This is a genomic window from Halomonas sp. SL1 (assembly GCF_003030865.2).
Lineage (GTDB): Bacteria > Pseudomonadota > Gammaproteobacteria > Pseudomonadales > Halomonadaceae > Halomonas > Halomonas halophila.
The window spans coordinates 140,162-159,624 of the sequence record NZ_PYUQ02000012.1 but is presented as its reverse complement, the minus strand read 5'-3'; the positions used below and the strand labels follow the sequence as shown (position 1 = coordinate 159,624).

Annotated in this window: 14 protein-coding genes; 5 read left to right on the top strand and 9 right to left on the bottom strand. The window is 66.0% G+C overall.

Features of this window, described 5'->3' with window-relative positions:
* Positions 1–295: 295 nt before the first annotated feature.
* The 7 genes from rpsA to C9J49_RS06975 all read right to left on the bottom strand — a co-directional run bounded on the left by rpsA (position 296) and on the right by C9J49_RS06975 (position 10,790).
* Positions 296–1,975: a 30S ribosomal protein S1 gene (gene rpsA / locus C9J49_RS07005; RefSeq protein ID WP_035593551.1), complete on the bottom strand. Its 1,680-nt coding sequence runs from the start codon at positions 1,973–1,975 to the stop codon at positions 296–298.
* Positions 1,976–2,152: 177 nt separating this feature from the next.
* On the bottom strand, positions 2,153–2,842 hold the full coding sequence (gene cmk, locus C9J49_RS07000; protein WP_046078529.1) for a (d)CMP kinase: 690 nt from the start codon (positions 2,840–2,842) through the stop codon (positions 2,153–2,155).
* A complete protein-coding gene (locus C9J49_RS06995) occupies positions 2,839–5,136 on the bottom strand; it encodes a bifunctional prephenate dehydrogenase/3-phosphoshikimate 1-carboxyvinyltransferase (protein ID WP_258393820.1) in 2,298 nt (765 codons plus the stop codon). Before C9J49_RS06995 ends, cmk begins: the two co-directional genes overlap by 4 nt.
* Before the next feature lie 16 nt (positions 5,137–5,152).
* Positions 5,153–6,244, bottom strand: a complete 1,092-nt coding sequence (pheA, locus tag C9J49_RS06990; protein ID WP_035599783.1) for a prephenate dehydratase — start codon at positions 6,242–6,244, stop codon at positions 5,153–5,155.
* Between the two features lie 91 nt (positions 6,245–6,335).
* On the bottom strand, positions 6,336–7,439 hold the full coding sequence (gene serC, locus C9J49_RS06985) for a 3-phosphoserine/phosphohydroxythreonine transaminase (RefSeq protein ID WP_107181781.1): 1,104 nt from the start codon (positions 7,437–7,439) through the stop codon (positions 6,336–6,338).
* Positions 7,440–7,462: 23 nt separating this feature from the next.
* Positions 7,463–10,165 (bottom strand): DNA gyrase subunit A, encoded by a 2,703-nt coding sequence (gene gyrA / locus C9J49_RS06980; protein WP_107181780.1) that lies wholly within the window; start codon positions 10,163–10,165, stop codon positions 7,463–7,465.
* A gap of 205 nt (positions 10,166–10,370) precedes the next feature.
* Entirely contained in the window at positions 10,371–10,790 is a 420-nt protein-coding gene (locus tag C9J49_RS06975) for a thioesterase family protein (RefSeq protein WP_046078524.1), read from the bottom strand.
* A gap of 159 nt (positions 10,791–10,949) precedes the next feature.
* Here C9J49_RS06975 and C9J49_RS06970 point away from each other — a divergent pair, with 159 nt between their 5' ends.
* From C9J49_RS06970 to C9J49_RS06950, 5 genes are all read left to right on the top strand, one after another.
* Entirely contained in the window at positions 10,950–11,882 is a 933-nt protein-coding gene (locus C9J49_RS06970; RefSeq protein ID WP_016856473.1) for a recombination-associated protein RdgC, read from the top strand.
* Positions 11,883–11,910: 28 nt separating this feature from the next.
* Positions 11,911–13,065, top strand: a complete 1,155-nt coding sequence (locus C9J49_RS06965; protein WP_107181779.1) for a 1-acyl-sn-glycerol-3-phosphate acyltransferase — start codon at positions 11,911–11,913, stop codon at positions 13,063–13,065.
* 63 nt (positions 13,066–13,128) lie between these two features.
* A complete protein-coding gene (locus C9J49_RS06960; RefSeq protein WP_107181778.1) occupies positions 13,129–14,292 on the top strand; it encodes a cation diffusion facilitator family transporter in 1,164 nt (387 codons plus the stop codon).
* Between the two features lie 75 nt (positions 14,293–14,367).
* A complete protein-coding gene (locus C9J49_RS06955) occupies positions 14,368–15,084 on the top strand; it encodes a transglutaminase-like cysteine peptidase (RefSeq protein ID WP_107181777.1) in 717 nt (238 codons plus the stop codon).
* Between the two features lie 3 nt (positions 15,085–15,087).
* A complete protein-coding gene (locus tag C9J49_RS06950; protein WP_107181776.1) occupies positions 15,088–17,004 on the top strand; it encodes an EAL domain-containing protein in 1,917 nt (638 codons plus the stop codon).
* A 67-nt stretch (positions 17,005–17,071) separates the two neighbouring features.
* Here the strand turns inward: C9J49_RS06950 and C9J49_RS06945 are convergent, their stop codons facing one another.
* Entirely contained in the window at positions 17,072–17,410 is a 339-nt protein-coding gene (locus tag C9J49_RS06945) for a tryptophan synthase subunit beta like protein (RefSeq protein ID WP_107181775.1), read from the bottom strand.
* Between the two features lie 68 nt (positions 17,411–17,478).
* On the bottom strand, positions 17,479–19,463 hold a 1,985-nt coding region (locus C9J49_RS06940), incomplete at its 5' end, for an Ig-like domain-containing protein (protein WP_181454256.1).

The window sequence follows — 19,463 nt, the reverse complement described above, 5'->3', positions numbered from 1 at the left end:
GAGGAGTCTCGGGAATGCCTCGACATTATTGCGTCTATCGGCATATAACGCAACGTTTACACAATGCTTAACTCACGCACCGAGGCGTTTAAATATAAAGCGCCAACTCACTCATAAAATGCATTTTATTAACGCTTTTTATATAGCAGCGATTCAACGCCTGTCATCGGTTGGCTCACAAACGGAAGACGCCCGGCCTCTCGGACAAGACCCCAAACGAAAAAAGAGGCGCCGCCCTCGCGGGCGGCGCCTCCGGTCTTGCCAAGATTCACTGCGTGGGCAGAGCCCGGGAATCTCAGTCCTGACCCATCTGCTGCTTGATCAGGTCGCCGATGGTGGTCGGGCCATCCTGGTCGGTTTCCTGCTGTTCGCGCAGCTTGGTCATGTTGCGACGAGTGTCGTCCTGATCCTTGGCCTTGACGGACAGGCTGATCTGACGATTCTTGCGATCGACGCCGACGATGCGGGCCTCGACGCTGTCGCCCTCGTTCAGCACGTTGCGCGCATCTTCGACGCGGTCGGCGCTGATCTCGGAGGCCTTGAGCACGGCCACGACATCGGTCGCCAGCTCGACGTGAGCTTCCTTGGCATCGACCTCGACCACACGGCCGGTGACGATGGAGCCCTTGTCGTTGACGGCCAGGTACTCGGCGACCGGATCGCTGTCCAGCTGCTTGATACCGAGAGAGATGCGCTCACGCTCCGGATCGATGGACAGGATGACGGCTTCGGCCTCGTCGCCCTTCTTGAAGTTGCGAACGGCCTCTTCGCCGGTCTCGGTCCAGGAGATGTCGGACAGGTGAACCAGGCCGTCGATGCCGCCTTCCAGACCGATGAAGATACCGAAGTCGGTGATCGACTTGATGGTACCGGCAACGCGGTCGCCCTTGTTGTACTGGGCGTTGAAGGTTTCCCACGGGTTGGCGGTGCACTGCTTGATACCCAGGGAGATACGACGACGCTCTTCGTCGATATCCAGCACCATGACGTCCACGTCGTCACCGACCTGAACGACCTTGGACGGATGGATGTTCTTGTTGGTCCAGTCCATTTCGGAGACGTGAACCAGACCCTCGACACCCTCTTCCAGCTCGGCGAAGCAGCCGTAGTCGGTGAGGTTGGTGACGGTGGCGTGCACCTTGGTGCCTTCCGGGTAGCGAGCCTTGATGTTGACCCACGGATCCTCGCCCAGCTGCTTCAGGCCCAGGGAGACGCGGTTGCGCTCGCGATCGAACTTCAGCACCTTGACGCTGACTTCGTCGCCCACGGACACGATCTCGCTCGGATGCTTGATGCGCTTCCAGGCCATGTCGGTGATGTGCAGCAGGCCATCGACGCCGCCCAGGTCAACGAAGGCGCCGTAGTCGGTCAGGTTCTTGACGATACCGACGATCTGCTGGCCTTCCTGCAGGGTGGCGAGCAGGGCTTCACGCTCGGCGCTGTTCTCGGCTTCGAGAACGGCACGACGGGAAACGACAACGTTGTTGCGCTTCGGGTCGAGCTTGATGACCTTGAAGTCCAGTTCCTTGTTCTCGAGGTGCGTGGTGTCGCGCACCGGACGCACGTCGACCAGGGAACCCGGCAGGAAGGCGCGGATGGAATCCACGTCGACGGTGAAGCCGCCCTTGACCTTGCCGTTGATCACGCCCTTGACGATCTCTTCCTTCTCGAAGGCCGCTTCCAGAACCTTCCAGGCCTCGGCGCGCTTGGCCTTCTCGCGAGACAGACGGGTCTCGCCGAAGCCGTCTTCCACGGCTTCCAGGGCGACGTGGACTTCGTCGCCGACGGCGATGGTCAGCTCGCCGTTGTCGTCGCGGAACTGGGCCGCGGGGATCTGACCTTCGGACTTCAGGCCGGCATTGACGGTGACCCAGTCACCCTCGATGTCGACGACGGCAGCCGCGACGATGGCGCCCGGCTCCATGTTGATGTCCTGGAGAGACTGTTCAAACAGTTCAGCAAAGCTTTCGCTCATGATGTTCCTACGTGATCAACGTTGTGCGGCAGGGCCGCTCCTCCGTACCACCAGCGAGTACGGGCCATTTCAGACTGCCCCCGGGGATGTTGGCGCTGGTTCGACCTGGCCGGGCTCACGGGACACATAGGTGCCCGACCACGTCATCACATCGTTCCGGGGGCGCCGCAAGGGAGCTCAGGTGTCGGAGGCGAGCCCACGCCGGGCCAGCAGCTCCGTCAGCCGATCCACCACTTCCGGTATCGTCAGGCTCGTGGTGTCCAGCTCGACGGCGTCTTCGGCCGGTACGAGCGGGGCCACGCTGCGCTGCATATCGCGTGCATCGCGTGCCTGAATCTCCTTGAGAAGACTCGATAGACTAGCATCCACCCCTGCCTCTCGCAACTGGCGCTGGCGCCGCCGCGCCCGCTCCTCCGCGCTGGCGGTGAGGAAGATCTTCAGTGGCGCCTCGACGAACACCACGGTGCCCATGTCGCGCCCGTCGGCGACCAGCCCCGGGGCCTGGCGGAAGTCGCGCTGGCGCTTGAGCAGCGCCTCGCGCACCGCCGGCAGCGAGGCCACGCGCGAGGCGGCGTCACCGACCTGTTCGGTGCGAATGGTGCGGGTCGCGTCCTCGCCCTCGAGCAGGACGCTCGCCTCGCCGTTCTCGGCCAGGAACACCACATCCAGCGTCTCGGCGATCGCCGCCACCGCCGGCTCGTCGTCCAGGGCCACGTCGTGCTTGGTGGCGGCCAGGGCGGTCAGCCGGTAGAGGGCCCCGCTGTCCAGCAGGTGCCAACCCAGCCGCTCGGCCACCAGCCGGCTGATGGTGCCCTTCCCGGCTCCGCCCGGGCCGTCAATGGTCAGTACCGGCGCCTGATCGCTCATGAGGCCTCCTGCTCTTCGGCGAGAGTCAGCCCGACGCGGCGGGCCAGGTCCACGAAACCGGGGAAGGACGTGGCCACGTTGGCGCAGTCGTCGATGACGATCTCGCCGGAGGCACGCAGCGCCGCCACGCTGAAGGCCATGGCGATACGGTGGTCGCCGAGGCTGTCGATGCGTCCGCCGCCGTAGCTCGGGCCGTCGCCGCCCTGCCCTTCGCGACGACCGACGATATCGATGCCGTCTTCATAGAGGCGGTTCTCGACGCCCAGCGCGGAGAGGCCATCGGCCATGGCCTTGAGGCGGTCGGATTCCTTGACGCGCAGCTCGGCGGCCTCGCGCAGCCGGGTGGTGCCCTCGGCGTTGGCGGCGGCGACGAACAGCGCCGGAAACTCGTCGATGGCCAGCGGCACCTGGTCGACCGGAATGTCGATGCCCTTGAGCGGCGCATAGCGGATGTGCAGGTCGGCGACCGGCTCGCCGCCTACCTCGCGCTCGTTCTCGAGGCGCAGGTCGGCGCCCATCTGCTTGAGGATGTTGATCACCCCGATGCGGGTCGGATTGGTGCCCACGTGCTCGAGCACCAGATCGGCCCCCGGCGTGATGGCCGCCGCCACCAGGAAGAAGGTCGCCGAGGAGATGTCCGACGGCACGTCGATCGGCGCCGCGGTCAGGCGACCGCCACCCTGCAGCCAGCAGGTATCGCCTTCGCGCCCGACATCATAACCGAACCCGTTGAGCATGCGCTCGGTGTGGTCGCGGGTCGGCGCCGGCTCGCGCACCCGGGTCTCGCCCTCGGCGTAGAGTCCGGCCAGCAGCAGACAGGACTTCACCTGGGCGCTGGCCATCGGCATGTCGTAGTCGATGCCCTTGAGCGGCTGGCCGCCCTTGATCTTCATCGGTGGGCGACCGCCCTCGGCGGTCTCGATCACCGCGCCCATCTCGCGCAGCGGATCGGCCACGCGCCCCATGGGGCGCTTGGTCAGCGAGTGGTCGCCGGTCAGCTCGGTGTCGAACGACTGGCCGGCCAGCAGCCCGGCGAACAGGCGCATGGCCGTGCCGGCATTACCCACGTAGAGCGGTCCCGCCGGCGCCTTGAGGCCGTGCAGGCCGACGCCGTGAACGGTGACGCGCCCCTGGTGCGGCCCTTCGATGGCCACGCCCATCTCGCGGAACGCCTGCAGGGTGGCCAGGCTGTCCTCGCCTTCCAGGAAGCCGGAGACCTCGGTCACGCCCTCGGCCAGGGCGCCGAGCATGATCGAGCGGTGGGAGATCGACTTGTCGCCGGGCACGCGGATGCGCCCGGTCACGCCGCCACCGGGGCTGACCCGGTAGCGCAGCTGGTCTTGTGCTTGCATCTGGTATTCCGCCTGGTAACTGGTCTGGTTAAGCAGGGAATCGAAGTAGTGCCGGGCATGACTGGCGCGATCGAAGGTCGCCAGCATGGCATCGGTGTCGCCGCCCTCGACCGCCTCGCGCAGCCGGGCCACACCGGCCTCGAAGTCGTCGAGGGCATGCAGCACGGCGTCGCGATTGGCGACGAAGATATCGCGCCACATCACCGGGTCGCTGCCGGCGATGCGGGTGAAGTCGCGAAAGCCGCCGGCGGCGTAGCGAAAGATGTCGAGACGCTCGTCCTGGCGTGCCAAGGTATCCACCAGCGAGAAGGCCAGCAGGTGCGGCAGATGACTGGTGCGGGCCAGCACCTCGTCGTGGCGCGCCACGTCCATCTCCAGCACCTCGGCGCCGGCGGCCTCCCACAGCGTGCGCACCTTGCCCAGCGCCTCGGGATCGGTGCTCGGCTCGGGCGTCAGGATCACCTTGTGGCCGACATAGAGCCCGGGGTTGGCCGCCGCCACGCCGCTCTTCTCGGAGCCGGCGATGGGATGGCCCAGCACCAGGCTCGCCGGCATGCCGCCAAACACCTCCACGGCCGCCTCACGGATGGCGCCCTTGGTGCTGCCCACGTCGGTGATCACCAGGCCTTGCTCGACGGCGCCGGCCGCGGCGAGCTCGCCCATCACCTGGCGCATGGCCAGCACCGGCACCGCGAGCACCACCAGGTCGACGTCCTCGAGCAGCGAGGCCAGCCGAGTGTCACCGCGGTCGATCAGCCCCATCTCGATGCCTCGCGCGATCTCGTCGGCGTCGGGATCGCAGGCCAGGATCTCGGCACGCTTTTCAGCGGCCCCGAAGCCAGAGGCGCCCTTTTCATCCGCCCCGAAGCCGGCGGCGCGGAGCGCGGCGGCGAGCGAGCCGCCGATCAGGCCGAGGCCGACGATCAGCAGCCGGGAGGGCATTGCCTTCTGCTGCATCCTAGAGCACACCCTGGGGGTAGGAGCCCAGGATCTTGAGCTCGGCGGCGCGCAGGCGCACTTCCTCGAGCACCGCGGCGACGCGGGGCTCGTCGCGATGGCCCTTGAAGTCGATGAAGAACACGTAGTTCCACACGCCGCTGCGCGACGGACGCGTCTCGAGGCGGGTCATGTCGATCTGGTGGCGGTGGAACGGCTCGAGCAGGTCGTGCAGGGCGCCGGGCTGGTTGCGCATGGCGACCACGATGGAGGTCTTGTCCTCGCCGGACATCGGCACCGGCTGATTGCCGATGATCAAAAAGCGCGTGGAGTTGTCCGGGCGATCCTCGATCTTCTCGGCCAGTCGCGTCAGGCCATAGAGCTTGGCGGCCATGTCGCCGGCGATGGCGGCGCTGTGCCACTCGGTCTTCACCAGGCGTGCGGCCTCGGCGTTGGAGGATACCGGAATACGTTCGGCGTGGGGGTAGTGGGCATCCAGCCACTTGCGACACTGGGCGAAGGATTGCGGGTGCGAGTAGATCCGCGAGACCTTGTCGCGACGCGTGGTGTCGGCCACCAGCAGGTGATGGTGAATGCGCAGCACCACCTCGCCGCAGATACCCATGCCGGAGTCCATGAAGGAGTCCAGGGTATGGTTGATCACGCCCTCGGTGGAATTCTCCACCGGCACCACACCGTAGTTCACCGCGCCGGCCTCGACCTCGCGGAACACCTCGTCGATCGCCGCCATCGGCAGGCTCACCGCGCTCTCGCCGAAGTGCTTGAGCGCGGCCTGCTGTGTGAAGGTGCCTTCGGGGCCCAGGTAGGCGACCTTGACCGGCTGCTCGAGCGCCAGGCAGGCGGACATGATCTCGCGGAAAAGGCGCGCCATTTCCTCGCCGTCGAGGGGCCCGGGGTTGAGCTCCATGATCCGGCGCAGCACCTGGGCCTCGCGCTCGGGCCGATAGAACACGGCCTTGGGGTCGCCCTGGGTCTTGACCTCGGCGACGCGACGGGCGCACTCGGCTCGCTCGCTGATCAGACGCAGGATGTCGGTGTCCAGCTCGTCGATCCGCTGCCGCAGCGAATCGAGATTGATGGGGGCATCACTCATCGGTGGTTCCCTTTGTCTCGGGGCCACGCCCCGTTGTCATACGGAGATATCAGGCGCGAGGGCGGGCGCCGCATGGACGCCCGCCCCCACCTCACCCGTTGCGTCGTTCGAAGTCGGCCATGAAGTCGATCAGGGCGTCCACGGCGGCCTCGGGCACGGCATTGTAGAGACTGGCCCGCATGCCGCCGACGCTGCGGTGGCCCTTGAGGTTCAGCAGTCCCGCATGTTCCGATTCCGCCAGGAAGGCCTTGTCGAGCCGGTCGTCGGCGAGCACGAACGGCACGTTCATCCGCGAGCGATTGGCCCGGGCGATTGGGTTCGAGTAGAAGTCGCTGCCGTCGATAGCGGCGTAGAGCTTCTCGGCCTTGCGCGCGTTGAGGGCATCCATGGCCACCAGGCCACCGATGTCGTGCTTGAGCCACTGGAACACCAGACCGGCCAGGTACCAGCCGTAGGTCGCCGGGGTGTTGACCATGGAACCCGCCTCGGCCTGTGCCTTGTAGCCCATCAGGCTCGGCATCTCGGCGCAGGCCTGGTCGAGCAGATCGTCGCGCACGATCACCAGCGTCAGGCCCGCCGGGCCGATGTTCTTCTGGGCACCGGCATAGATGACGCCGAACCGCGAGACATCGAGCGGCCCGGACAGGATGCTCGACGACATGTCGCACACCAGCGGCACCTCGGTGCCGTCCGGGCGCACCGCTTGCGGCACGTAATCGAACTCGATACCGCCGATGGTCTCGTTGGCGGTGTAGTGCAGATAGGCGGCATCATCGGTCAGCGCGATATCGGCCTGGCGTGGCACAGCGCTGTGGCCGTTCGCCTCACTGGAGGCCACCACCGGCGCCGCACCGAACAGGTGACGCGCCTCGGCGATGGCCTTCTTGCCCCAGATCCCGGTATGCACGAAATTGGCGCTGCCGCCCCGGCCCAGCAGGTTGAAGGGCACGGAAGCGAACTGCAGCGTCGCCCCGCCCTGGGTGAACAGCACCCGGTAGTTGTCGGGAATCGCCAGCAGCTCGCGCAGGTCGCGTTCGGCCTGCTCGGCGATGGCCACGAACTCGGCGGAGCGATGGCTCATCTCCATCACCGAGAGACCGCGCCCCTGGTAGTCCAGCAGCTCGTCTCGGGCACGTTCCAGCACCGGTTGCGGCAAGGCAGCAGGGCCGGCGCAGAAATTGAAATGGCGTGTCATCAGCGTTGTCGTTCCGTTAGCTATTACTGCTCGTCGTCCGCGGCCGACGGCTCACCGCCGGCCTCGGCATCGGGGGCGCCGCTCTCGTCACCCTCTGCGTCCTCGGCGGGCGCCGCGTCTTCCTCGGGCTCGTCGATGCGCACCGTCTTGACCAGCGACTCGGCCTCGCCCAGGCGAATCAGCATCACGCCCTGGGTGTTACGCGAGCTGATCGATACCTCGTCGACGCGGGTCCGCACCAGGGTGCCCCGGTCGGTGATCAGCATCATCTCGTCGGCACCGTAGACCTGCATCGCCGCCACCAGGGCGCCGTTGCGCTCGCTGGTCTGCATGGCGATCACGCCCTGGCCGCCGCGGCCACGCAGCGGGAATTCCTCGAGGCGGGACCGCTTGCCGTAGCCGTTCTCGCTGGCGGTAAGGATGTAGATCTGTCCGCCGTTGCCATTGACGTCCTCGACGCTATCGACCGACGCGTCCTCGCCCTCGGTGTCGATCCGCTGGCTCTGCGGAATGATCAGGCTGATCACCTCGGCGCCGCCCTGCAGCTTCATGCCACGCACGCCGCGGGCGGTGCGGCCCATGGCGCGCACGTCGTTTTCCTCGAAGCGGATTGCCTTGCCGTTGGACGACAGCAGCATGGCGTGGTCCGAACCGCTGGTGATGGCGGCACCGACCAGGCGGTCGTCTTCTTCCAGCTCGATGGCGATCAGGCCCACGCTGCGCGGCCGGGAGAACTGTTCCAGGCTGGTGCGCTTGACGGTGCCCTTGGCGGTGGCGAAGAAGATGTAGCTTTCGGGATCGTACTCGCGCACCGGCAGGATGGCGTTGATCGACTCGCCCTCGTCCAGCGGCAGCAGGTTGACCAGCGGCTTGCCGCGCGAGCCGCGGCTGGCCGCCGGCATCTCGTAGACCTTGAGCCAGTAGACCTTGCCGCGGTTGGAGAACAGCAGCACGGTGTCGTGGGTCGAGGCCACCAGCAGATGCTCGATGACGTCCTCGTCCTTCATCGAGGTGGCGGACTTGCCGCGGCCGCCGCGACGCTGGGCCTGGTAGTCGGACAGCGGCTGGGTCTTGGCGTAGCCGGAGCGGGACACGGTGACCACCATGTCTTCCTCGGCGATCAAATCCTCGATGGACAGGTCGAGATGGCTGGCCTGAATCTCGGTGCGACGCGCCTCGCCGAACTGATCGCGCACGGCGACGAGCTCCTCGCGGATCACTTCCAGCAGGCGCTCGGCGCTGGCCAGGATCTCGGTGAGCTCGGCGATCCGCTCGAGGATCTTCAGGTACTCGTCGAGCAGCTTCTCGGTCTCGAGGCCGGTCAGGCGATGCAGGCGCAGTTCGAGGATCGCCTGGGCCTGGGCCGGCGAGAGGCGATACTCGGTGGCCGCGTCGTTGAGGCCGAACCCTTCCTCCAGGTCCTCGGGCTTGCAGGAGTGGGCGCCGGCCCGCTCGAGCATGCCGGTGACCTGACCCGGCGACCAGCTGCGGCCGAGCAGCTTCTCCTTGGCCTCGGCGGCGTTCGGCGAGGCCTTGATCAGCTCGATCACCTCGTCGATGTTGGAGATCGCGACGGTCAGACCTTCGAGGATATGACCCCGCTCGCGGGCCTTCTTGAGCTCGAACAGGGTGCGCCGGGTGACCACCTCGCGGCGGTGGCGGATGAAGGCCTCGAGCACTTCCTTGAGATTGTGCGTGCGCGGCTCGCCGCCCTCGAGGGCGACCATGTTGATGCCGAAGACGTTCTGCAGCTGGGTCTGGGCGAAGAGATTGTTGACCACCACCTCGCCGGACTCGCCGCGCTTGACCTCGATGACGACGCGCAGGCCATCCTTGTCGGACTCGTCGCGCAGCTCGGCGATGCCGTCGATGCGCTTGTCCTTGACCAGCTCGGCGATCTTCTCGATCAGCCGCGCCTTGTTCACCTGGTACGGCAGCTCGGTGACGATGATGTGATCGCGACCGGTCTTGTCGTCATGCTCGATGGTATGACGGGCGCGCACGTAGATGCGCCCGCGGCCGGTGCGATAGGCCTCGAGGATGCCAGCGCGGCCATTGATGATGCCGCCGGTAGGAAAGTCCGGACCGGGGATGTACTCCATCAGGTCGTCGACCGTCAGGGTGTGATCGTCGATCAGCGCCAGGCAGCCGTCGATCACCTCGGTCATGTTGTGCGGCGGGATGTTGGTCGCCATGCCCACGGCGATGCCCGAGGAGCCGTTGACCAGCAGGTTCGGCACCTTGGTCGGCAACACGTCGGGGATGCGCTCGGTGCCGTCGTAGTTGTCGACCCAGTCGACCGTGTCCTTCTCGAGGTCAGCCATCAGCTCGTGGGCGAGCCGGGCCATGCGCACCTCGGTGTAACGCATCGCGGCGGCGTTGTCGCCATCGATGGAACCGAAGTTGCCCTGGCCGTCCACCAGCACGTGGCGCATGGAGAAGTCCTGGGCCATGCGCACGATAGTGTCGTAGACGGCGCTGTCACCGTGAGGGTGGTACTTACCGATGACATCGCCGACGACGCGCGCCGACTTCTTGTACGGCTTGTTCCAGTCGTTGCCCAGCTCGTGCATGGCGTACAGCACACGGCGGTGGACCGGCTTCAGGCCATCGCGCACGTCGGGCAGCGCACGGCCGATGATCACGCTCATCGCGTAATCGAGGTACGACTGCTTGAGCTCGTCCTCGATGTTGACTGGCAGAATCTCTCTGGCGATGTCACCCATGGGTCGTCGAATCCTTTGCACTGCAAGAGGTTGGCGCGCCGTCTGGCCGTGAGACGGCGCGCCATTTCAGCCGAGCATCATACCACTCCGGGCGCCGCAAAGCAGCGGTCTGACGGGCCATCGCCGTTCACGGCGTCCTGGCATGCCGCGACGGCGATACCCCGCCAGAGGAGACGCTGACGCCTTCTCGTGCCGCCGCGGCACCTCATTCGACAACCAGCGGCGCCAGAGCCTCGTACAGATCGCCGCTGATGCTCACCGCCTTGTTGGTGGCCACGTCCAGCAGCACGAAGGTGATGTCGGCGCTGGCCACGGTCTTGCCATCACGCGCCCGGCGCACGTCCTGGTGCATGCGGGCACTGCGGCTGCCAAGCTCGGCCAGGCCGGTGACGACCTCGAGCTCGTCGCCGGCCGTGGCGGCACGCCGGTAGTCGATGTTGAGATTGACGACGACGAAGGCCACCTCCCCCCGGCGAACCACCTCGCCGAGCGCCGGGCGCTCGTCGAAGAAGCTCCAGCGCCCCTCCTCGAGGAATTCCAGATAGCGGGCGTTGTTGACGTGGCCGTAGCCGTCCAGGTGGTAGCCGCGAACGCGCAGCGAAATGGTGGAACGACGATCAGCCATGAGAATCTCCCGGGACCATGAAAGAAGGAAAACCGATTCTAGTCAGGCCCGCCGCCGACATTCAAACAGCAGTTTGAAGCCGATGCCGTTCGCGTGCTGGCACCCCCGTTCCCCATTCGCCATAATGTGCCTCCTTTTCGCCCAGGAAACGCTTCATTCATGTGGTTCAAGCACTTGCATCTCTATCGCCTGCACGACGCGCCCGAGCTGGACGCCGCCCGCCTCGAGGAAGCGCTCGGCGAGCAGGCGTTTCGCCCGCTGGGCGGCAGTGAGGCGCGCCGCCTCGGCTGGTGCGCCCCCGCCGGACGGGCCGGCACTCAGCTGCTCCACGAGCTGCAGGGCCAGCGCCTGATCACCGCCCTGCGCCAGGAACGCCTGCTGCCGGCCGCCGTGGTCAAGGAAGAGCTGGAGGAGCGCGTCGAGGCGATCGAGGTCGCCGAGAGCCGCAAGCTGCGCCGCCAGGAAAAGCTCACGCTCAAGGAGCAGGTCTACGAGGAACTGCTGCCTCGAGCCTTCGTTCGCAGCCAGAAGGTCGACCTGTGGTGGGACACCCGCCGCGGCCTGATCGCCGTCAATACCAGCAGCCGCAAGCGCGCCGAGGAGCTGCTCGATCTGCTGCGCGAGACGCTGGGCAGCCTCAAGGTCACGCCACTGGCCAGCCAGACCCTGCCGATGCGCGCCATGACCACCTGGCTCGGCGATGCCGCCTCCCGGCCCGAGGACATGGCACTCGGCGACCAGGTCGAGCTCAAGGCCAAGGGCGACGACGGCGTGCTGCGGGCCCGCCAGGTCGACCTCGACAGCGACGAGATCCAGCAGCTGCTGGAGAGCGGCCGCCAGGCCAGCAAGATGGCGCTGGGCCTGGAGGGCCGGCTGACCTTCGTGCTCCACGACGACCTGGCGGTCAAGTCGCTGCGCTTCGACGACGCCCTGATCGACGAGGCCGGCCAGACCGACGACGGCGACGACGCCCTGGTGCGACTGGAAACCGATTTCATGCTGATGACCCAGGCGCTGGCCGACGGCATCGAGCGCCTGCTGGCCTGGCTGGGCGGCGAAGCCCAGGCCGGCCAGGCCACCCCTTCCGCCTGACCGACACGGCCCCGCGCTCATGACGACCATGCAAGACCAACACGACAACGATCCCTGGGCCGAGATTCGGCCCTATCATGACGACGAAGTGCCCGAGGTCCTCGAGCGCCTCGCCCGTGATCCGGAACTGCTCGATGCCCTGACCCGTTTCCGCCTGCCGCGCCTGGCCAGGTGGATGCCGCGACTGTCGCGGGCCATCGCCAGCGCCGCGGTACGCCGCGAGGTGCGCGGCGTCACCACCGTTCGCGGCTTCCAGGATCGCATCGCGTCCTACATGCAGCGGATGATCCGCAACTCGACCACCGACTTTCGCGTCGATGGCCTCGAACGGCTGGAACCCGACACGGCCTATCTGTTCATCGGCAACCACCGCGACATCTCGCTGGATCCGGCGTTCGTCAACTACGCCCTCTATCTGGCGGATCGCAACACGGTGCGCATCGCCATCGGCGACAACCTGCTGCAGAAGCCCTATGTCACCGACCTGATGCGGCTCAACAAGAGTTTCATCGTGCCACGCAGTGCCCGCGGCAAGCGCGCCATGCTGGCCGCCTATCAGAAGCTCTCGGCCTATATCCGCCACTCGATCACCGGCGACAACCACTCGATCTGGATGGCCCAGCGCGAAGGCCGCGCCAAGGACGGCATCGACGGCACCGACCCGGCGATCGTCAAGATGCTGAGCATGGCGCGACGCAGCGAGGACCGCGATGCCGGCATCGGCGAGGCCATCGCCGAGCTGCGCGTGGTGCCGGTATCGATCAGCTACGAGTACGACCCCTGCGACGTCCAGAAGGCCCGCGAGCTGCATGCCGTGCACACCAGCGGCGGCTACGACAAGAGCGAGTTCGAGGACATCCGCTCCATCGTAGCCGGCATCACCGGTCAGAAGGGCCGTGTGCACCTGCGCTTCGGCACCCCGCTCTCGGCGGACTTCGACAGCCCCGAGGCGGTCGCCGCGGAGATCGACCGCCAGGTACTGGGCGGCTATCACCTCTTCCCCAGTCACTACCTGGCCCTCGAGGCGCTGGGGGACGCCCCGGAGCTGCTCGACCTGAGCGAGGTCACCGACGCCGACCGCGCCCGCTTCCAGGCTCGCCTGGCCGAGGTGCCGGCGGAACTGCGCGACTGGTGGCTGGCCCAGTACGCCAATCCGGTACGCCACGTTCACGGCAGGATATAGCCCGGCTGTCGTATGCTGTGGGGTGACAGGGAGCGTCGCCCCAGCGCCGACAGGAGAGCCTGAATGACCCCGAGCCACGAACAGCGAGCCACCCAGGCTCGGGAAGCCCACAAGGTCACGCTGGTCGGCGCGGTGGTGGACTTCCTGGTCGGCATGGCCAAGCTCATCGCCGGCCTGATGGTGGGCTCGGCGGCACTGGTCGCCGACGGCATTCACTCGTTCTCCGACATCCTCACCGATCTGTTCGTGATGGCGGCCACGCATTTTGGCCGCCAGGCGCCCGATCAGGGACATCCCTACGGCCACGGCCGCATCGAGACCCTGGCCACGCTGTGGCTCGGCGGCGTGCTGATCTTCGTCGCCGGCGCCATCGCCTGGGCGAGCCTGGGCCGGCTGATCGGCGGCGACGCGGTCCCCGCCCCCGGCGGATGGGCGATCACCATCGCGCTCGCCTCGCTACTCGCCAAGGAAGCGATCTATCACTACACGATGCGCGCCGCACGGCGTATCGGCTCACGCCTGCTCGAGGCCAACGCCTGGCACTCCCGTTCCGACGCGCTCTCCACCCTGGTGGTACTGGTCGGCCTGGTCGCGACCCAGCTGGGGTACGCCTGGATGGACGCACTGGCGGCGATCGTCGTCGGCGTGATGGTCGGCCGGATCGGCGGGCGCCTGCTGTGGGAGTCCAGCCAGGAGCTGATCGACACGGCGCTGCCCGAGGACGAGCAGGCGCTGCTGAAGCGCACCGCCGAGACGGTGCCCGGTGTCCATGGCGTCCACGAGCTGCGCACCCGCCGCATCGCTGGCGACGCCCTGCTCGACCTGCATATCGTGGTGCCACCGCGGGTCACCGTGTCCGAGGCCCACGAGATCGGCAATGCCGTCAGCCGCCGACTGCGCGAGGCCATGCCTCATCTGGCCGACATCACCTTCCATATCGACCCGGAGGACGACGAAGGCCAGACCGAGCACAGCCGGCGCCCGGGCCTGCCGCTGCGTGACGATGTCGAGTCGCTGCTCGACGATGCCTGGGGCTATTCCCCGGCCTGGCGGGCCCGCATCGACCTGGACCTGCATTACCTGGACGATCGCATCGACGTGTCGCTGTATCTGGCGGCACCGGAGGCGCTCGATCTGGATGATGCCGCGACCGACCTGCGGCGCGCGGCCGCCGACCTCGACTGGCTGGGCCGGCTGCGGCTCTGGCAAGGGCCGGGACGCGCCTGAGCGCGATTCATGCTCTCGCATTGATGCCACTACCCGCCTAAGATGCAGGCCACCATCCTTCATTAGCGGGACGACATGTCCGACGCCCTTCGCCCCGGCCCGATATCGCCCGGCCGCCGGCGCTGCCTGGCCCTGCTGGGCGGTCTGCTGACGGCGGGCGTCCTGGGCCTGCATACCGCCGACGCTCAGGCACGCCTCGACCGTGCGCGCCTGCGCGTCAGCATGCGTCAGGCCTATGGCGAGAACGGCGTCTCGGTGCTGGAAGAATGGCTGGCGATGCTCGACGAGCTGAGGGGTGCCGACATCGACGCCCAGCTGCGCGGAGTCAACGACTTCGTCAACCGCCGGGTGCGCTGGCTGGAAGATGAAAGGGTCTGGGGTCAGGAAGACTACTGGGCAACGCCGCTGGAGACGCTGGGCCGCGGCGCCGGCGACTGCGAGGACTTCACCATCGCCAAGTACGTGTCGCTGCGCGAGCTGGACGTGCCCGAGTCACAGCTGCGACTGATCTACGTCAAGGCTAGCATCGGCCGCAGCCGGATCACCCAGGCGCACATGGTGCTCGGCTACTATGCCTCGCCCGGCGCGGAACCCATGGTGCTGGACAATCTGGTGACGTCGATCACGCCGGCCAGCCGACGCACCGATCTCGACCCGCTATTCAGCTTCAACGGCAGCGGCCTGTGGGCCGGCGGCTCCAGCCGCTCTCGCGCCGACCCCCTCGCGCGCCTCTCGCGCTGGCGAAGCGCCATCGACCGCATGCGACGACAGGGTTTCATCCAAGGAGGATAATGCATGTCACTCATCAAGCAGCTCTGGCTGATCATCATGGGCCTCGTGCTGCTGTCCTTCGGGGCCAGCCTGTTGATCGGCGTATCCACGAGTCGTGCCTATATCGAGCAGGAAGTGCGCATCAAGAATGCCGACAATGCCAATGCGCTGGCGTTGACCATGACACAGATGCCCAAGGACGCCGTCACCCTCGAGTTGCTGATCGCCGCCCAGTTCGACACCGGCTACTACCGTCGCATCGAGCTGCGCGCCCCCGATGGCGAGATCATCGAGTCGCGCCAGGCCGATGAGGCGATCGGCGACGTACCGAGCTGGTTCGTCGAGCTGGTCGATTTCCAGGTGGCCCCCGGCGTCGCGGTGATACAGGACGGCTGGCAGCAGTTCGGCTCCCTGACCGTCGAGAGCCAGCACAGCTACGCCTATCGTTCACTGTGGCAGAGCACCTGGAAGCTGACGGGGTGGTTCCTGCTGGCCGGTCTGATCAGCCTGCTGCTGGGTTGGTGGCTGGTGCGCAGCATCCGCCGCCCACTCCATCGTGTGGTCGAACAGGCCAAGGATATCGGCATGCGCCGTTTCTCCACCTCCGAGGTGCCACGCACCCGGGAACTGGGCGAGGTGGTCGAGGCCATGAACCGCCTGGCCGGTGACGTGGGCGGAATGCTCAGCCGCGAGAGCCAGCAGCTCGACGCCCTGCGTCGTCGCCTGCAGCACGATGCCGTCACCGAGGCACTGAACCGCGAGGCCTTCCTGGCTCAGCTACAGATCCACCTGGAGAGCCAGGACTTCCGGGCCAGCGGCTGCCTGACATTGATCCGCGTCGAGCGCCTGGAGCAACTCAACGAGCAACTCGGCCATGATGAGGCGAACGTGCTGCTGCGAGAACTGGTCGGATCGCTCGAGCAACTGGTCCAGATACATGGCAGCGGGCTGACCGGGCGACTCAACGGCCGTGACTTTGCGCTGCTGCTGCCCGGGCTGCACGACCTGGATTTTGCACATCGGGAGATACGCCAACGCCTGGAGGCACTGGCCGAACAACGAGAGAGCCCCCTCTCACTGCCGGGCGCGATCAGCCACTACGCGCAAGGCGACCGACGCAGCACCCTCCTGGCGGAACTCGATGGCACGCTCTCCATGGCCGAAACTCACGCACATCACCGTCTCGCCATCGTCGATGACAAACGGCCCAGGAGCCTGTTCACCAGTCATGCCGAATGGCGAGCGGCACTGCGCGATGCCATCCAGGAGGGCGTCTACCTGGCCCACTACCCGGTACTGGATCAGCAGGGAAAGCTACTGCACTTCGAGTGCCCTTCCCGCCTGCGCCTTCAGCAACAATGGCAGCCGGCTGGTGTCTTCATTCCCTGGATTTCTCGACTGGGGCTCGAAGCGACGCTGGACCTCGCCGTGGTGGACGCCGCCTTGCAGGATATTGCCCACCACCGCCGGGCTGTGGGCATCAACCTTTCGGCGGCCTCGATTCGGGATGTTCGCTTCGTGCTGGAGCTCAGATCCCGACTCCATGCGCGGCCGGAGATCGCCCACCTACTGTGGCTCGAACTGCCGGGCAACCAGGCCATACGCGAACTGGATGGCTTCCGCAGCCTGTGTCGGGAGCTGCGCCCGCTTGGCTGCAAGGTGGGGCTGGAACACGTCGGAGCCGAGTTTACCCGTATCGCCGACCTGCATGACCTGGGCCTGGCCTACCTGAAGATCGACAGTAGCCTGGTCCAGGGGATACAGGACGCCCACAACCAGCAAACCATCCTGCGCGGCATGGCCACGCTGTGCCACTCGCTGGGCATGCTCGCCATCGCCGAGGGCGTCGAATCCGAGGACGAGACACGCACCCTCTTCGAGCTTGGCCTGGACGGCGTGACGGGCCCAGGCGTTCGCTACAGCGATATGCCGGAGAGCTAGCCGTCAACGCCAGCCGCCGACCCTGGGGTCGGCGGCTGGCGCAGGCATGGCGGGAAGGCACCGGCCGTCATATCACGCCGTCGTCCTCATCCTGGTCCGCCACGAGGTGCAGGCCATTGAGACGATGGCGCATCGACTGGCGCTCCATGACCTTCTGCTGTGCCGCCTCCGGCAGCTCGGTGAACCGGATCACGCCCTTGTCCATCAGCAGTTCGATGACATCCTCCAGGACCCGCACGAACGCCAGGTCGGACGCCTGAAAATGCGCCAGGTCATTGCGCGACTCTTGTTCGAACATGAAGTCCAGCAGCTCGCGGGAATCGGCGGCGAGATACTCGTCGCACTGCGGGGTCAGCTCACGACTGACCAGCAGGATCTCGCCTTCCCCATCACGTTTCACATACATCGCCTTGCCTCCACCTCCCTCGATAGTGCAGCGCAGCCTCGCGATTCTTCATCCAGGCAACCCGCCCCTCAGTCGATCGGATTGTGCGGAATGTCGAACACCTTGTCATCATGGCTCGGGCCCACCGCGGGCCCCTGCTGGCCATTGTCCTTCACGTCGGACGGCTGGGACACGGGCGCCGGCTCATCATTCACGAACAGGTCGTCCTGGCCATCGGTCAGCAGATCCTCGGCCAGCAGGGCTTGCCCGTCATCGGTATCGGCCGACTCTTTGCCGCCGCGCCCCTTGGCATGTCCCTCGGCCTTGCCACGGCCATTCCCGGACGCGGGCACATCGGTCGTCGATGGCTCGCTTTCCGGCGCCAGGCTGATCTCATCGAAGTTCAGCAGCCCGAGCCCCCGGGCGGACGAGGCCTGCGTGCTCATCTGCACGTTGTTGGCCTGACCATTCAGCGTGATTTCCAGGTTGCCCTGTACGCGGTCGCCGTCGTTGTCCGTCAGGGTGTAGGTAAAGTCGTCCGTCAGCGTTTCGCCCACGTCCATGCCATCGCGGACATCTCGGCCAAGCTCATAGGTATAGCTGCCATCCTCGGCCACCGTAAGGGTCCCGTAATCGCCCTGGATGACGCCGTTCTGGATGCCCCCCTGCCAGACCAGGCTATCGCCGGAGGCCAGGTCGTCCGCTCCCCAGCCTTCGATATCGTCGGCGATGGTGCCGGACGAAGTCGGCAGGTCATCGGTGGACGAGATCTTGGCGTAGAGATCGAAGGACGTGGAGCCGTTCTCATAGGTCCTGACGGTATCCACCAGCTCACCATCCTCATCCCGGAAGCCCTCGATGCTGAGTACGAACTCCCGATCGCCGACGGTGATGGTCTGCTGCTGATCGGGGTTGGTGATTTCTATCTTATCTGGGGCATTGGAATAATAATTACCGTCATAATATCCGCCCCCCGTCTCCGTGTGCTTCAGGCCAACAGTTGTTTCGACAGTCTGAGACACCCCATCGATATCTACGGTGAACTCTACCACCATATCAATGGTTTCAAGAATATCGGAGTAGCCAGAAATCGGGAAATTGTTGTGAGTTAAAGTTCCCAGAGAGAAAAGAGAGTCGGTTGTCACGCCAGTATTGCTTGTCACGCCATCGGCATACTCAAAGTCATACCCAGAGCGGGCGTCAGCGTAACTCCCCCAGCGCAGATACACACCATCTTCGCCCCGGTACTGATCGACGCTGTACCAACCTCCAGTGGTATCCATATTCTCCCAACGAGCCTCCAGGTCGCCAATGCTCTGCTCACTGACGGCGACCGTGAGCTGACCCGTGGGCGATCCCACCCTCGGCACATCGTCGATGATATCGATATTCAGCGCGCCACTGGTCGTATCCCCCTCACTATCGGCGAGCTCGATATCGAAGACATCCTGAACACCGTCGATGCCGGTTCCTTGGCTGGTATGCTCGGTGGAGTTCTCGGTCAGGGTATAGACCCAGCCGTATTCGCCATTGCCGTTATCGGTTACCTCGAGCGTGCCATACTCTCCCTGGAAGGTGCCGCCATCATTGGCTGCCACGCCATTGATCGTCAGGCTGGCCGGTCCGTCGCCACCCACGGTGGCACCGAAGGTGCCGCTGGTGACATTCGAGCCATCACCCGGACGATTGCCGTCTGGCAAGCCCGCCTCATCGACCACGCCATCGGTACCAACAAGCGACGACAGCACGGGCTTGGAATCCTCGTTGACCGTCACATGCAACTTGGCGTCACTGGTATCGCCATCGGCATCGGCGATGGTGTAGTCAATGATTACTTCACCCTCGAAACCAGAGGTGGGGGTGAAGGTCACTTCACCGGTGTCCCGATCGATGCTCACCGTCCCGGCACCCGCATATCCGGCCGCCAGACTGGCCGACGTCAGGCTGGAACCATCCGCCCCCTGATCGTCATTGCTCAGGACATCATAGGTGACCGAGGTATCTTCCTCGGTGACTACTGAGTCGTCGCTGGCCTCGGGCGCGGTGTCCTCGATGCGGATGTCCAGGCTGTCGC